Raw genomic sequence first — 16,595 nt, 5'->3', positions numbered from 1 at the left:
TTGTGAATGGCTGCCTAGCGCTTATGATTTTTCAGGATTCAATTTGAAAAGTTACAGATCAGCATGTTACTATTTTGTCGCACGGTTGTATTTGTTAGTGAGTTTGCAAAGCGCATTATCACTCCGCTCATTCATAGCACCTTCCTTGTGCTGCCATGCGCCGAAGTCTGTTCCCCCTCATGTTCCATTCCTGTTGTTGATCCTGTTCTCCAAGTCTCTCGCATTGAAAGACGACTATTTCAATATTTTAAACTGATTGCCATGAGAATTAATGCAGCCAACGGCTATTATAAGGTTCCATTTATCAGCTTTGCCATCGGGAAAGAGATCTTATGCCATCTGCGGCCGCTGCAAAGCATCCAGATCCCGTTAGCGCCGGCAAGGCAATACCGGTTGAGCAACATCTACATCCAGGAAAGCGCTTATATGAATGATCCGGACATTTCCATCATCAAAGCCGATATTTATTGCGGCCATGAGCACAATTTTCCACCACTTGCCAAAGGGCATGTGAATGCGTTCGTGATCCCACTGTGCTCGGGTGCTGCCTGTGATGTAGAAAACCATGATGAAAAATATATCATGGACCCGGGCCGGTTCTCTTTTTCAAGGATCCCCCAGGGCGTGCATTCCTGCCGCTTCCCCGCGGGACTGAAGTCATTCTTCTACATCCTGTTTTCCGACCAAATGGCGGATCAACTGGCCAAACAGTACCCCGGCTCCGGCATATTGAATGCCCTGCAAACAGCCCGCTATGAACAACGTGCGGAAGTACTGGCCGGCAACGAAAACCAGGAAATAGATACCACCATGGAACAACTGTTGGTAGCGCTTACCCGGATGCGCCCCGACGAGCCGGGCAGCTCACAAAAGATCCGCCAGCAGGCCATCAAGGTGCTTTGCTACGCCTTATACCGCTGTGCCCAACCACGGAAGCAGCTGCACAAGGCCCTGCCATTTTACCGGGAATGCAGGAAGGCCAACCTGGGCATGCAACGCCTCCTGGAACGCCAGCACAGGTACGGCCGCTTTATGAATGCCATCCACAGCCTGGTGCAAAAAGTCCGCGCGTCCTGGAAACGATTGCGCCTGGTATAAGCCACCCGCACCAGGCCCGGCACGATTTTGTTATCTTCGTCCCTGAAATGAAAGAACGGACGCCAATAACTCTATCCGGATTGTGCCTGCTCCCGCTGCTCTTCTTTGCAGGCAGCCTGCGGGCACAATCTCCCGCCAGCCAACTGGCCACCCTTACCCGCGTTTGGGCCACTGCCAAATACTACAGTCACGATGTTTCCGCCGGCCAGTACAACTGGGATACCACCTTCCTGCACGCGGCGTCCCGCATCCTTGCCAGCCGGAAATACCCCGTGATCAATACCGAAGTGCAGCACCTGCTTACCCTGGCCGGGCGCAACCCCGAGCCCCCCATCAAGGTGTACGACAGCATGGCCATCATGTACCGTAACTATGATACCTTATGGATTGGCGATGACCGCAACCTTACCGATACCCAGCGCCTGCAGTTGCACTACATGATGCAGCATCCCACGCGCCTGCATAATTATTATGTGCGCACAGAAGCATCGATCGACAGTGTGTATGCACCTGCCAACGAGAACGTCTATACGCAATCACCCTACCCGGATGCGCCTTACCGCCTGCTTAGCCTGGCCCGTTTCTGGGGCTGCATCCAGTACTTTTTCCCCTATAAATATTTGCAGGACCGGCCCTGGGTGCAAAGCCTGGAGCCTTTAACGGAAGTATTTCTCAACGCCAAAGACGCCAATGCCTACCAGCGTGCCCTGGCCCAGATGACCGCCACCGTAAACGATGCCCGCACCAGCCTTGTGCCGGACAACTGGGACGCCGTGGCCGGCCACTACCAGGTGCCGTTTACGGTGTACATCGTCGATAATAAAGCGGTGGTGCTGAACATCTCTGACAGTAACGCCATCAAAGGCACGGAGATAAAACCGGGCGTCGTGATCGATGAAGTGGATGGCACCCGTATCGCAGACCGCATCCGTTATCTTATCCCCTACATCCCGGCCAGCACGCCCGGCACCCTGCTGCGCGACATGGCGCCCCTGCTGCTGCGCAGTGACAGGCAGGAGGCCTCCCTGGTGTGTTATACCAAGGAAGGCCGCAAGTTCAAGGCTAAGTTCAAACGCCCGGACAAGGTAGCGCCCGCGCCGGATACCCTGGCCCAGGCGCCGGCTTTCCGCCTGCTGGACAACAACATTGGTTACATCCGTTTTTCACAACTGCACATGGATAATACGGATTCCGTATTGCAGGCCATGATGAAAACAAAGGCCATCCTGTTTGATATGCGGGAACCCGTTACCGATACCTCTGTATTGTACGAGGTACCCCGCTACCTGCTTACGGACATGACGCCCTATGCTTTTGTAACCGCGCCCTTTTTCCCGCTGCCCGGTACTTTCCATTACCAGCTGGCCAGCCACGGTGCAGACGACAACCATTACATAGGCCTCAAAGCCAATCCAGACCATTATCCCGGTAAAATAGTACTGCTGGTAAACGAGCACACGCAGAACCTGGCAGAATGGGCCGTGATGCTCATCCAGGCATCCCGCCGCGCCATCGTGGTGGGCACCCAGAGTGCCGGATCTGTAGGGCCGCTTACTACCCTGCCGCTGGCAGACGGGCACCAGGTCACCTTTACCGCCCAGGGCAGCTATGCACTGAACGGGAATGTGATCCAGCGCAAAGGGGTGTCCCTTTCCATCCCGGTCAGTGTGTTTATTATTGATGTGCAGCATAACCGGGACGTGATCCTCCAGAAGGCACTGGATTTCGTGAATAACAATCCTTAACGCCTGTACAACGTATTATTCCAAAGCAGAACTGGGCAATACCTGCGTTTACCACAACAATAAAAAAGGCCTGTTGCAAACCAGCAACAGGCCTTTTTTATCAGATCGTCAGATTATAGAGGGCGTTCTTATTAAGCAGTCATCCACCTATTTAAAATGCACCACCTTGTCCTTTATGTAAAAGGCGGGGCCGTTGGTATATTCCAGGTTGGTCAGGTAAGTTTCCAGGGTATCGGTGCGGCGCAGCATGCCGTTAAAGCGCATGGAGCTTACACCGGGATTGTCCAGTACCACGTCTACCCCAAACCAGCGGTTGAGGATATGGCCCAGGTCTTCCAGGGAGGCGTCCTGGTAAATGCAGATGCCCTCGCGCCAGCCCAATACCACGCGGGGGTCAAAGCGTTCATTGCTTTCCTCTTTGGTATCGGACACGGTGAGCTGGAAGCCCGGCTGCACGGTGAGGGTCTTATTGGGCAAGGCCAGGTTTACAGCGCCTTTTACCAGGGCCAGGCGGGTTTGCCCGGAGTCGTAGGTATTGATGTTAAATTCTGTGCCCAGCACATTTACCGTGCTGTGGGGCAGGTGTACCATGAAAGGCTTGCCCGCCTGGGGCACTACTTTTACATAGGCTTCCCCGTCTATGTCTATTTCGCGGGTGTTGCCGGTGAAGCGCAGGGGGAAATGGATCTTCGTGGCAGAATTCAGCCACACTTCCGATCCGTCTGGCAGGTTCAGTTTGTAATCCTTACCGATGGGCACGGTGAGGGTTGCCCACTGTGCATCGGCGGGCACATCACTGAAGCTCAGGGTGTGCTGCTGGTTATGCACGGTCATACTGTTCACCTGTACCTGGGGGCCGCTGCTGGAGAGGTCCACCGTTTGCCCGTTAGCCAGGGCCAGTTTAATATGATGCGGGTCTATGTTGGCGGCAATGGGTGCCGGCGTGTTGGAAGATTTGCTGCCGGAAGAGGAGTTAAAGTAAGGATAGATCCGGATGATCCCCAGCAACAGGGCTGCGGCCGCACCATACATGACCAGGCGGCGTACCCGGGTACGTTGTTGTTTGCGTCGCCCGTACTCAAATACGGCTTCTACCGGCTGTTCCGGCCGGTGAAGCGCACGCTGGCCTGCATCCGTAGTGAATACAGCGCGTACCTCCGACTGGATGTCACTGCCATCCGGGTGTTCCTCCAGCAGGCTGTCCAGCAGCTGGCGGTTATCCGGCGTGAGTGTACCCTGCAGTTCATCGATGGTCAGGTCTTCAATTTGTTGGCGGTAAGGCTCCATATCACATAACTATACAAAAAAATACGCGGGAAGTAACACGCGTTATCGAACAACGTGGCCCAGTTTCTCGCGTACCACTTTCAGGGCACGACTGACCTGATTCTTAACAGTGCCGAGACTGATGTTCATTTCGTCGGCGATTTCCTTCTGTGATTTATTTTCCAGGTAGGAGAGCTCAAAGGCCCGGCGGGCGGCAGGCGCGGAAATACCCGCTATGGCAGAACGGATCTGGTCTCCCAGCTCCGTCATCTCCAGGTTGGCCCTGGGTGTTTCAAAAGTATCCTTGTAATGCCGGTAATCCGCCTGGCTGCGCAGGTGGTTCCTGGCAGTTTTGATCCGGTTATGGCACCTGTTGCGTGTGATGGTCAGCACATAAGGCTGAAAAGGACGGCTGGGATCTATCTGGTCGCGCTTTTCCCAGATGGTCCAGAACACATCCTGGGTCAGGTCATGCGCATCCGTTTCATCCCGCAGCAAATAAAAAGCAGTGGCATAAACTTTTTCCTGGTAACGCTTGTAAAGCAGGGCAAAAGCAGTCTCATTGCCTCCTATCAAGGCTTCCAGGATCTGTGCATCCTCCAGTAAGTCCGAGTTCAGCATAATCAAACTGTTAAAAAATGACAATCCAACACTCCAGGTGTTAAACAAAGCAGTCAGTGCGAAAATAGATCAATTTAAAGGTGATGCTACCGGCGTGCACACCGGCCAGGAAAAGCGCTTCTCATTCCATTCAATCTTAGTCCCAAGATAGTTCAAGTTCAGGAAAATATAAATTGAAATCGGAATGGTTAACGCTGCGTTAACTTAAGGTTGAGGCGGCTCTGTCAAATCGATCATTGGTGTTTCATTGGCCCGTTCAGTTCTGGCTATACTAAAACGCGCTGGCCCCGGGGGCATCCGGAAATTATGTACGGGGGAAAAACCTGGGCGGATTGAACAGGAAGGAAAATTTCTCCCGGCAGGTGTTCGGGCGGCGGGCCGCGGGCCACAGGGAGCCAGGAGAGCGGATCACACCATAAAAAAGGCCGCTCCATCCCGGAGCGGCCCCGCCAGCAAGCTGGGATAGGTTTATTTATAAATGTACACTTCGATCTTTCCGTCCTGTGTAATGGCGCCGCGGTACATGCCTTCCGTATTAAAAGGCATGGCCATGTTGCCATTCTTGTCCAGTGCAATGAGGCCTCCATCGCCACCCAGGGCCCCTACTTTGCTGATCACTGCCTTGCCTGCATCCTTTACACTGGCTCCTTTGTATTCCATCTGCGCACTCAGGTCATAAGCCACCACGTTACGGATATAAAACTCGCCCCAGCCGGTGCAGGACACCGCCACCGTTTTGTTATTGGCATAGGTGCCGGCGCCAATGATGGGAGAATCTCCCACGCGGCCATACTTCTTGTCTGTCATGCCACCGGTGCTGGTGGCTGCGGCCAGGTTGCCGTCCTTGTCCAGCGCCACGGCGCCCACGGTTCCAAATTTATTATCCCGGTTCTGGATACCCAGCTTTTCCGCCATGGCATGTCCCTGGGCCGCTTTGACGGAGTCTTCCTTCAGGGCCTGCTGCAAGGCATCCCAGCGCTCCGGTGTCCAGAAATAATGCGGGTCTACGATCTCCAGGCCTGCCTCTCGGGCAAACTGCTCTGCGCCTTTGCCTACCATCATCACATGCTCCGATCTTTCCATCACGGCACGTGCCGCGCTGATGGGATTTTTGATCACGGTAACACCTGCCACGGCGCCAGCCTGCAGGGTTTTCCCGTTCATGATGGCTGCATCCATTTCATTCCGCCCATCGTGGGTGAATACGGAACCTTTCCCTGCATTGAACAGGGGGTTATCTTCCAGCGTGCGCACGGCGGCTTCCACCGCGTCCAGGCTGCTGTGGCCTGTTTTCAGCAGGTCATAGCCTGTTTGCAGGGCCTTGGTAATGGCCGCTTTGTACGCTTCCTCCTTTTCCGGTGTCATGTTCTTTTTCAGGATGGTGCCGGCACCGCCGTGGATCACCATCACATACTTTTGTGCGCTCACGGCGCCTGCGGCCACCAGTAAGCAGATCATCATCCCAATGATGCGCTTCATATTATTGCTTGGATTTTTGTTGTTGATGTAATACCCCATTGCGCACCCACCACCAGTACCAGGTACCACCAGTGGCCTTTGCCGGATTAAAGTCCGCCACGCTGAAATGCCCGTTGCCCGCGGGTGTAGCGGCTATCTCATACACTTCCAGCGCCTGCTGGTGATGCTCCCATTGCAATGGTTTACCGGGTGCACATACTTCCGGCCTGCTGCGGGCAATAATGAAATAGGCCCTGTTCTCTCCCATCACGGTGGCCTGTCCATTTTCGTCAATGCACACTGCCGTTCTTTCATCGGGGGCTATGCCCCAGGGCAAGGTATGCCAATCCGTAACAATGCGCGCCATAAACGTCACATGGCGGCCGGCGCGCTGACGGGTTATATAATGCTGGTCTGTGAGCACCTTCTCCATAAAAGGCGGGTGCAGGAAATCATTATTGTGCACCGTTACACTACTGTCGTATGGATCTCTGAGCACCACGCTGCTCTCTGCACTGATATCCCCGCTGTAAAAAAATCCACTCAGTGAAGCGCATCCCGCGCTGGTACCGCCTACCGGCACATGCTTCACGCGCATCAGGTAGTCTATCGCATCGCTGGTCTTGGTATGCTTCCAGTAGCGGTAATAGTTAGACTGGTCTCCCCCGGAAATAAACAACATTTCTGCATTCCGGATCATGCGGGCCACACTGTCATTATCCGCCAGTTCCCGGCTGTTGATCACCAGTGTTTCCACGGAATTCACCTTGCCGCAGCTATCAATATCGCGGTTATACGCATCATCTCCCGTGGCGCGCAGCACCACTACATCTCCTCCCCCACTCCGGTCTATCATCCACCGGAAAGCCGTCTTTACATTCCCGCCGCCGCCAATAATGCAGAGCCCTCCTTTTGTAATGGCCTGCACATCCGCCGTATCGCCCAAAACCCCAACAGAAGCGGGTCTCCGCTGGGCCAGGACAGGGATCATGTAGCAGGTAGTAAGTATTAAATACGCGAAGATTACGCGGGTTTGTTTTTTCATGTTTCGGTTTTGAAAAAATGTACAGCGTACAACGTATAGCGTACAGCGTACAGCGTACAACGTACAGCGTACAACGTACAACGTACAGCGTACAACGATGATCTAAGCGTACCAGCACTCGCAGTACGTTGTACGCTGTACGTTGTACATTGTACGATTATTATGGATTCTGCCGCATGTTCTTATTTGCCTTCATTTCCGCATCGGGGATGGGATACACGTAGCCTTTGTCTGTAGGCTTCAACGTGGCGGCTCCGGCGGCGTTCACCACATCCGCAGGCTCCCGGGTGATGGTCATATTACGGCGACGCAGGTCGTAATAGCGGTGCCCTTCGAAAGCCAGCTCCTTGAAGCGCTCCAGGTAAATGGCATCTATGGCGGCGGTTTTGTCGGCCAGGGTTACCGGCGTGTAACCATTGATGCGGGCAGCTCTCAGCGTATTCAGGTCATCGGCGGCGCCGGGCAGGTCAGACAGTTCTGCACGGGCCTCTGCGCGGACCAGGTACATTTCACCGGCACGGAATAACTTGATATCCGCCAGGTTGGTTACGTCGGCCAGGGGCTGGTATTTGTTGACGATATACGGGGCCAGGCCGGGTGTATTGTCGGGATTGGGCAGGGCCACCCAGGGAAAGCGGATATCGTTCGTTTTATCAAAAGTGTTCAGCAATTCAAAGGATGGAACATACAGCGCCACGCCATTGCCATAATCATAAAAAATATCGCCCAGGTACAGGGCATCATCCGTGGTACGCTTGTTTTTCCAGATCACATCTTCCGTGCCCTGGTCTGTCCAGATCTTGCCGAAGGCCGCTTTGGAAGCCAGGGGTACCGCGTCTATGGCTTCCGTGCTGAAAATGCGGGCACTGTCCCACTCATTATCATACAATGCCACACGGGCCTGGATGGCGCTGATGGCCGGTTTGGTAATGCGGGTCACATCGGTGAAATCGTCCGGCATCAGCTCCTTGGCGGCATGCAGGTCGCTGCGGATGTCCTGCAGCACTACTTCATAGTTATCGCGGGCGGGGGAGCTTATTTTGGAAGAAAGCATATAAGGCACGCCCATAGCGCCGCTGTGATAGGCTTCTGCAAAATTGCGCAGCAGGTCAAAGTGACAATAGGCGCGCAGTGCCAGCAGCTCCGCCTTGTACCGGTCGCGGGTGGTTTCTTCACCGGCTTTTACCTTTACGTTATCTGCCGCTGCCAGCACGCGGTTCAGGCGGTCTATCACCACGTAGTCCTCTTCAAAAGGGGCGGTGATGGTGGTATTGGAGGCATCCAGCTGCCAGCGGTACGTGTCAATATTCCGTCCGGAAGTATTGTCGGCCGGCAGGGTACACTCATCGCTGGTAAGCGCGGAGTTGCGCACGTAAGAAAAGCTTACACCGGCATAAGCGCCCAGCAGGCCTTTGTTCAGGTCCGGCACGGTTTCGTAGGCCGTGGAGGCATCCAGTTCATCGTTGGGTTTCAGGTCCAGTTTATCCGAGCAGGCCATGGCGCCTAACGTGCACGCGCCTACGCAGTAGTATAAAATATGTTTCAGTGTCATGAGGTGCCGCATTAAAAGTTAAGATTTAAACCAGCCGTGAAAGTCTTGGGATTCGGGTACGCAAAGAGCGCTTCGTTGTCGCTGTTCTCCGGGTCAAAGCCTTTCCATTTTGTCCAGGTAACGAGGTTCTGTCCCTGTACGTAAATGTTCACGTCTTTGATAAAACCATTTGCCCATTTATTGAGCACCGTTTTAGGCAGGTGATAGCCAATGCTCACATTGCGCAGGCGCAGGTAGCGGGCTTCCTGTACGTCCAGGCTGGAATAATGGCGGGAGTAGTCCAGGCTGGGCAGGATAGCCTTGTCCCCTGGTTTGCGCCAGCGGTCGTACAGTTCCCGCTTGGTCTGGTTACTGGTGTTGTATTTCTCGTTCTCGTTGTAATAGTCCTCGTTGTTATAGCGCATGGTATGGCCGGTGAAGGCAAAGAGGGCACTGCCGTACAGTCCCTTCCAGGTTACGCTGGTATTGAAACCGCCCGTCAATGCGGGGATGTAACTGCCCAGGGTAAAGTTCTGGTTCACATCGTCATACTCGGTCGTGATCTTGCCATCGTGGGTGTAGAACTGGCCACGGCCTGTCTCGGGGTCCACGCCGGCCCATTTGGGCGCGTACTGGGTGCCAAAGGGCAGGCCTTTGCGGATCAGTACCGTTTCGTTGTTGCCGTACAGGAATTCACCGGTATTGCCCAGGTCTGTAATCACGTTCTTGTTGTAGCTCACGTTTACGCCTATACGCCAGGTGAGGTCCCTGGCACGCACCACCTCACCCTGCAGGTCTGCTTCTATGCCGCGGTTGCGCATGGCGCCCACGTTGAGCAGCAGGGTTTCAAAACCGGAAGTGAGGGAAAGGGGCTGTTCCACAAACAGGTTGTAGGTCTTCTTGTTATACACATCCGTTACCAAACGCAGGCGGTTATTGAACAGGCCCAGGTCAAAGCCGATGTTCAGCTCACGGGCATATTCCCAGTCGTACTGCGGATAGCCGGGCGATACCGGGATCTGCGCGGGAATGCCGCCATAAGAAGTGGTGCCAAAGGCTGCAAAGTAGCCATAGGGGCTACCAAACGGGCTGGCCACCGTACCATAGCTGGCGCGGAAACGCAGGTCGCTGATGGCGGTGATGTGCTGAAAGAATTCCTCTTTCTTGGCTTCCCAGCCCAGGCCCACGGAGTAGAACGGATGCCAGCGCTGTGCCACTGGCACCGTGGAAGATCCATCATAACGCAGGCTGGCATTCACCGTGTACTTTTCATTCAGCGTATAGCGGCCCAGTGCCATGTAAGACACCAGCCCGTAAGCAGATCGGGCGCCGCTTACATCGGGAATAAAAGAATTGTCCGGTGTACCGGGTGTGATGGCGCCTGCGGAGTAAGGCAGGCGGTCGTCCAGGCCATAGCCGGTGTAATTGAAACTATGCAGGCGGCGTTGATTGTATTCAAAATAAGCAGATACTTCCAGGTCATGCTTTTGTGCAAAAATGTTGGAATAAGTAAGGCCGGAAGTGGAGATCAGCGCGGTATTGCGGCTCAGGCCTTCCCCGTAGCTGCCCTGCCCGCCTTTGTCTACCGAGCGGCCAATATGACTATCCGGGTTCACATAACTTTCAGACACAATATCACGATAGTCAACACCCAGGCGGGCCTTGGCCACCAGGCCTTTTGCAATGCGGTAATTGAAATTGCCGCTCAGCAGGCCTTTCAGCTGGCCTTCCGTGTTAGTGGCATTCAGGATCGCGTCCAGCGCATTGCTGCCTTCCCGGTCGCCAATAGCGCCGTAATCCGTTGCAATATCAGATGTGATGAGGGTGCCATCCGGCGCGTAGGGCGATTCATAAGGCAATGCATAGAACGTGGAAGCCACGGGGTTGATCACTTTACTGCTCCCCTCGCGGGAAATATAGCGGCTGCGTGCATAGCCTACGGTGAGGTTTACGCTGCCGGTAAAGCGGTCCAGGTTAATGTCCATGTTATGCTTAAACGTGTAGCGTTCCAGGCCGGAGCGCTTTACGATGCCATCCTGTTTAAAATAATCCAGGGACGTGTAGAAACGCACGTTGTCGCTCCCCCCTGTGAGGGCCAGTTGCTGCTGGGAGAAACGGCCATTTTGCAGGAGCACCTTGCGCCAGTCTGTGTTGATGTGGCTTACGCTGTCCAGCTTATGATCCAGCAGCGCCAGTTCATCGGGGGAAAGGTTTGCATTGTCCGGGTTATCGCGGGCATATTCCCAGCCGGCGCCCAGTGTTTGCCCTTGTTCCAAGCCTACCTGGTGTTCAAACTCCAGTCGTTCTTTGGTGTTCATCATGCCATAATGAGCGGTGGGCAGCTCTGAAAAACCGTACTGGGAACGGTATTCCAATGCCACCTTGCCGGCCTTGCCTTTGCGCGTGGTGATCACCAGCACGCCATTGGCCCCGCGCGAGCCATACAGCGCGGTAGATGCCGCATCTTTCAGCACCGTTACAGATTCAATATCATTACTGTTAATTGCCTGCAGGTAGTCCGGTTCAATGGGCACACCATCCAGTACATACAGCAGCTGGGAGTTGCCCGCCAGGGTGCCGATGCCGCGCAGCACCACGTTAGCGCTGGTGCCGGGCTGGCCGGAGCCGGAGGTCACTACCAGGCCGGGCACGCGCGCCTGCAGGATATTATCGAAAGTGGCCATGGGCACTTCCGCAATTTTATCAGCGCCCACTACGGCGGCGGCGCTTACAGATTTATTACGGGTATAGTTCGTATAGCCGGTTACCGTTACACTGTTCAGGGTTTGCACATCCACTTCCAGGTGCACATCCAGCAGGCTGCGCCCCCCTATCACGTGCTGCTGCTTTGTATAGCCCACCAGGGTAAATTCCAGGCTGGTAGCGCCTTCCGGCAGGGTAAGGGTGTAATTACCGTTAGCATCGGTCATGGCACCGGCGTGGGTGCCGGTGGCGCGCACGGTAACGCCGGGCAGGGGCAGGTTATCAGCGCCAGTCACCCTGCCACGGATGGTATGGTCCTGTGCCGCGCTGGTATTGGTATAAAGCACCACCAGCCCGTTTTCTTTGAGGGCATAAGTGAGCGTGGTGCCGGCAAAGGCCTGACGCAGCACTTCGTCCAGCGTGGCGGCGGTGGCACTCACCGTTACCTGCGGTACGGAAGCCAGGCTTTCATTATGGTAAACAAAGCGGTAGTCCGTTTGTTTTTCCACCGCCTTGAGCACCTGGGTAATGCCCGCATTGCGGAGTTGCAGGGTGATCTTTTCCTGCGCGTGGCTCTTGGCCACCACCTGCATGCAGGCCACTAAAAACAATAGCGATGTCAATTTCATAGTCAGGAGGAATTGCCTCGCCCGGCGGGAATGCAATTCCCGGCGACAAACAGCGATTTTTCGCATAAATTTGGTTGGGTTTAGTGAAATGAATAATACGTATGCATTTTCCTCAAACCTGCTTTTTTACAGGGGCAATGTTGGCGCATTGTCCCTGCTTTTTTATGGGCAGGCGTCAGTGACTTGGTTGACTTGATTTACAGGTGACTGTTACTTCTTTATTACGATCTGATCCTGGTTTGTTGTGAAATTAAAATGATAGGAAAGCTGCAAAGCCTGCAGGGCCTCTACGATACTCTCGCTCTCAAATGTTCCACTGTATCTGTATTGTTGCACTTCATTGTCTTCAAATACGATGGGAATGCCGTACCATTTTTCCAGCCGTGCGGCGATATCTTTTAGTGATTCGTTCTCAATTTCCAACCGGTTGTGGACCCAGGCATTCTCTGCGTTCCCGCCATGGTACTGCATTTGCAGGGGTACGGTGCGGGGCATGTTCTTTTGCGGGGCAGTAGGCGCCCCATTACCCACCACCAGTTTTTCATGGGCTGAGAGTACCACTGGTGCGGCGCCCTGTGCCTGCACGGATACCTGGCCGCGGTACAGGGCCGTTTCTGTGGCCTTGCCGGGATAAGCGCTTACATTAAAGCGGGTGCCCAGTACTGTGATATCTGCATGCGGGGTATGCACCACAAAAGGGCGGGCGGCTGCGTGCTGCACATCAAAGAAGGCTTCCCCTTCCAGGGTGAGGCACCGGTTGCTCTGGTTAAAACCTGTGTCCAGCGTCACTTTACTCTGGGTGCGCAGGGTGATCACAGAGCCATCGGGCAGCAGTACAGTTTTACGGGGCAGGCTGCCCGCGCTAAAAGTGGTATTGGCTATTGCATGCGCATGTTGCGTACGGAAAGTAAAAGTGGTAATCAGCAGCACCAGTGTGGCGGCAGCGGCTGCACCGGCCATCCACAGATAGCGGCTGCCGGCGGGTTTGCGCAGAGTGGTGGCCGCTTCGCGGAATGCATCAGCTGCGGGCGTGACCGTTTCACCGGATACAGCTGCTCCAGGTGAAATCGCTTTACCCAGCAATGCCTGCAACTTTGCCTGCTGCGCCATACCTTGGCGCAGTTGCTGTAGCTGCTCCAGGCGGTTGCCCTGCCTGGCGGAGAGGATCGTTACCAGGTGGCGGGCTTCCTCCAGGACGGCCGCCTGTTCGGGATGCGCCCGGGCATATTCTTCCCAAAACAGCACCTGTGCCGGGTTTGCGCCGGTACACGAGGCCTGGAAGCTTTCGTCGCACGCGAAATCTTCTATGCGGTATTGGGAGTAATCCATCGTCATCGTTTTTATACTGACGGTAAATGGGCGGCTATTTCCCGGAAAAATCTCAACTTTTTTTTCCGCCCGGCTGTAGTAAGGCCTGGCGCAGGGTTTTAATGGCGTCGTACACCGTGTTGTAGGCGGTTTTAATGGTCTGTTCCGTTTGGGCGGCGATCTGCTCATAAGAGAGGCCTTCAAAGAATTTAAGCCGGATCAGCTCCGTCTGGCGGGGGGTAAGTTGTTGTAAGGCAAGGTGCAGGCGGTGTTTCAGCTCCTCATCATGCTGTACCCGGATGATGATCTCTTCATAGGATAGTTCACTGTGATCGCCCTCGATGGCCATATCACGGGCTGCGGCGCCCTGGCGGGCCTGGTAGTGATGCTGGTCAATGAGGGCATGGCGCAGTGCCGTAAAAAGATACGCCTTTACCTGCTCCACCTCGGGCAGGCGCGTGCGCTTGTCCCACAGGCTGAGGAACAGCTGGTTCACGCAGTCCTTTACCAGTTCATCATCCGCACAGCACTTCAGTCCAAAGCGCAGCAAATGGAAGTAGGTATTGTTGTACAACGCAAACAACGCCGCTTTGTCACCCTGGCGGACCTGCTCCCAATACAGGCGGTTATCTTCGTCCATGGGGGGAAAATAATAATTTCCGGTTAACAATTTCCAGGGTTGTCGAAATCGCAGGTGCAGCTCATTACTCTTCCTTCAGCAACTCCCTGTTCCCGTGTTCATCCACCCGGTAGTATTTACCGCGGTCCACCATCAGCGCCTGGTGCTCCCCGTTGTGCTGGTTCACATCCACGGCTATCACTTTCCCGTTATAATGCGTGGTCACCACGGAATCCACAATAGTATGGCCCACCACGATGTGCTGTACACCATAGCTGCGCAGTGTACTGTCTACCTGCTCCATGCTGGCCTTGGGTGTGGCAAAGTAGCCGCGGTACCAGAAAATGCCGGTGCGGCCCAGGAAGGGTTGCAGGTGCTCCGGTGCCTGCGCGTGGGGCGTGGCGTAGTACGGGCGGCAACGGTTGTTGATATCTGCTAAGGCCAGACCTTGCTGGTTTACCTCCTGCGATACGCCCCCATGCAGTACAAGCAGGTCTCCTATTTTCTCAATGATATTCTTGGTGCGCAGCCAGCGGCCCAGTTCCGTCTGGGAATCAAACAGGTCCTGGTAAGAACGCTCCATCAAAGCTGCATGGGCCGTGTATTTGGGCTGCACGTAGCGGAAGTCGCCACTCAGGTTCATGATGTCATGGTTGCCCAGGATCACGTGCACCATGCCGCCGTGCGCGCCGGCGTCCTGCTCCAGTTTATACAGCAGCCAAAGGTATTCCACCACGGTGCTGCCCCGGTCAAAGAGGTCGCCGGCTATCACCAGGTGGCCTTTGCCATAGGTCCAGTTATATTGTTCGTCGATGATCTTATTGGCCAGCAGCAGCGTGCGGAAGGCGCCAAACTCGCCCTCAATATCGGATACGATAAAGAGCTTGTCCGGCATGTGGTATTCCACGGGCGGGCTTTGCAGTGCTGCCTGTAAGGGCACTTCAAAATCCCAGTTGGGCCGGTCGCTGAACTGTACGGGAAGGGAAAGGCCGTTCTTCATATCGGCCAGCATGGTATCGGTGCGCACGGTGCTGTCTTTCAGGTACTGCACGTGCAGGTGGATGTCTTTATAAAAAACGTAAGGTCCGTCGTTGGTTGTCTGTGTTGAATCTTGTGCCATAGCTTGATGGGCCAAGATAGTAAAAACTGCGCTCACGCAGGCAGTGCGCCAGGATAAATGCATGCAGGGCCTGTATTAGGGATGTTGGTTTTCTTCCAGTAAGTGCCAAAATACAAAAATCTACAGATAACTGAGCCACCACTGGCGGTGTGTGGCCTTGTATTGCCCAAACCTGCGGCAGGGCCAGTACAGGAGCGCGATCACCAGGGCCCACACGGCGTACACTACGCCCAGGGAAAAGCCCCAGTCAGCGGGGCGGAAGGCAAATAGCAGGTTCCCGCTGGTACCCTCCGCAAAGGTGCCGCCCGTGGCAAAGAACGCAATGGTGCAGAGCAGGTGTACCAGGTAAAAATGCAGCACATAGTAGAAAAATGGCACCTTGCCGTACACTTCCAGGAAGCGGGTAAACGCGGTGTTCATCCTTTCTGCAAGGCTCAGGCCCACCAGCAGGGCACCCACGGTAAGTGTGCTGTATGCCAGGGAGGGCGGGTATTTGTTTACATTGATAAACGACAGGAAGGTGCGCCAGCCTTCGGCCTGGTGGCTCCAGGGCTGGGGATCGCCATAGCCGTTAGCGGCGCGCAGCACCACGAAAAATGCCAGTGCGCCCAGCCCCATGTACAGCAGGCGGCGCTGGCGGGTAAGTACCTGCACGCCGGCGTTCCAGCACCACTGCCCGCAGGCAAAGCCCAGGAGCATGAGGGCTGTCCACGGCAGCACGGCATAGAGATCCAGGAAGCGCTGGTGGCCTATCTGCACTATGCTGCCGCTGGAGGTAAGCGCCACGCGCAGGAAGGTGCCCAGGCCACCTGCTGTGGGCAGGGTAAGCAGGTCCGTGATGTTATGTCCCAGCAGCAGTATGAAGCCCACGGCTGCTACCACCGGCCGTCCCAGGGGCTGCAGCAATGCCAGTATGATCATGCTCCAGCCGATGGCCCAGATCACCTGCCAGATGATGAGGTGATAAAGCGGGTCAAAGGTGATGGCAAGGGTCATGATCGCCATTTCCACTACCAGCAACCAGCAGCCGCGCTTTGCCAGGAAAACGGACAAGGCGGTGGGGGTGCGGCGCTGCCCTGCTATGCTGGCTGATACGCCGGACAGGAAGAGGAAGCCAGGCGCGCAGAAATGGGTGACCCAGCGGGTAAAGAACAGGGCGGGATAGGTCGCCGCGGGATCTACCGGGTTGATGCTGCTGTTGTGAAAAAAATCGCGTACATGGTCCAATGCCATGATGATCATGATAAGACCGCGCAGTATATCTACCGAACGGTAACGCGTGGATGGGGTTGCGGAAAGTGGCTGCATTGTGGTGGACGGGATGTGCCCTTTGTAAAGCTAGGGAATGTGGGCGACATTTCCCGTTGCAAAGCCAGCGCAGGCGGGCCTGTGCGGATTTTACCCCCACTGGATATTTTTCCCGCATTTTGCGTTAATGCAGGCTATTGTTGT

The 16,595-nt window shown here is 55.0% G+C and carries 12 protein-coding genes; 2 read left to right on the top strand and 10 right to left on the bottom strand.

The annotated features are described in order from the left end of the window. Window positions 1-261 precede the first annotated feature (261 nt). Both DCC81_RS25540 and DCC81_RS08475 read left to right on the top strand, forming a co-directional pair. Complete coding sequence (locus DCC81_RS25540) at window positions 262-1,098, top strand: hypothetical protein (RefSeq protein ID WP_165806491.1); 837 nt, start codon at window positions 262-264, stop codon at window positions 1,096-1,098. An 80-nt stretch (window positions 1,099-1,178) separates the two neighbouring features. Further along, entirely contained in the window at window positions 1,179-2,843 is a 1,665-nt protein-coding gene (locus tag DCC81_RS08475) for a S41 family peptidase (protein ID WP_165806490.1), read from the top strand. Window positions 2,844-2,990: 147 nt separating this feature from the next. On the opposite strand, the gene DCC81_RS08470 is transcribed toward DCC81_RS08475, so the two are convergent. The 10 genes from DCC81_RS08470 to DCC81_RS08425 all read right to left on the bottom strand — a co-directional run bounded on the left by DCC81_RS08470 (window position 2,991) and on the right by DCC81_RS08425 (window position 16,451). Beyond that, window positions 2,991-4,130, bottom strand: coding sequence for a FecR domain-containing protein (locus tag DCC81_RS08470; RefSeq protein WP_108686105.1), 1,140 nt, complete (start codon window positions 4,128-4,130; stop codon window positions 2,991-2,993). 42 nt (window positions 4,131-4,172) lie between these two features. Beyond that, window positions 4,173-4,730, bottom strand: a complete 558-nt coding sequence (locus DCC81_RS08465; protein WP_108686104.1) for an RNA polymerase sigma factor — start codon at window positions 4,728-4,730, stop codon at window positions 4,173-4,175. A gap of 468 nt (window positions 4,731-5,198) precedes the next feature. After that, window positions 5,199-6,209 (bottom strand): isoaspartyl peptidase/L-asparaginase family protein, encoded by a 1,011-nt coding sequence (locus tag DCC81_RS08460; RefSeq protein ID WP_108686103.1) that lies wholly within the window; start codon window positions 6,207-6,209, stop codon window positions 5,199-5,201. A gap of 1 nt (window position 6,210) precedes the next feature. Continuing rightward, window positions 6,211-7,233 (bottom strand): cyanophycinase, encoded by a 1,023-nt coding sequence (locus DCC81_RS08455; RefSeq protein ID WP_108686102.1) that lies wholly within the window; start codon window positions 7,231-7,233, stop codon window positions 6,211-6,213. Window positions 7,234-7,393: 160 nt separating this feature from the next. Next, a complete protein-coding gene (locus DCC81_RS08450; RefSeq protein WP_205686275.1) occupies window positions 7,394-8,785 on the bottom strand; it encodes a RagB/SusD family nutrient uptake outer membrane protein in 1,392 nt (463 codons plus the stop codon). 11 nt (window positions 8,786-8,796) lie between these two features. Further along, window positions 8,797-12,096, bottom strand: coding sequence for a SusC/RagA family TonB-linked outer membrane protein (locus tag DCC81_RS08445; protein ID WP_108686101.1), 3,300 nt, complete (start codon window positions 12,094-12,096; stop codon window positions 8,797-8,799). A 210-nt stretch (window positions 12,097-12,306) separates the two neighbouring features. After that, entirely contained in the window at window positions 12,307-13,425 is a 1,119-nt protein-coding gene (locus DCC81_RS08440) for a FecR family protein (protein WP_165806489.1), read from the bottom strand. 52 nt (window positions 13,426-13,477) lie between these two features. Further along, window positions 13,478-14,044, bottom strand: a complete 567-nt coding sequence (locus DCC81_RS08435) for an RNA polymerase sigma factor (protein ID WP_108686099.1) — start codon at window positions 14,042-14,044, stop codon at window positions 13,478-13,480. A gap of 64 nt (window positions 14,045-14,108) precedes the next feature. Next, window positions 14,109-15,143 (bottom strand): metallophosphoesterase, encoded by a 1,035-nt coding sequence (locus DCC81_RS08430; RefSeq protein ID WP_165806488.1) that lies wholly within the window; start codon window positions 15,141-15,143, stop codon window positions 14,109-14,111. Window positions 15,144-15,263: 120 nt separating this feature from the next. Continuing rightward, on the bottom strand, window positions 15,264-16,451 hold the full coding sequence (locus tag DCC81_RS08425) for a DUF1624 domain-containing protein (protein ID WP_108686097.1): 1,188 nt from the start codon (window positions 16,449-16,451) through the stop codon (window positions 15,264-15,266). Window positions 16,452-16,595 lie beyond the last annotated feature (144 nt).

Origin of the sequence: Chitinophaga parva (assembly GCF_003071345.1) — a bacterium.
Classification (GTDB): Bacteria; Bacteroidota; Bacteroidia; order Chitinophagales; family Chitinophagaceae; genus Chitinophaga; species Chitinophaga parva.
The sequence above is the reverse complement of the archived record's forward strand: the minus strand, read 5'-3'. Positions and strand labels throughout refer to the sequence as shown.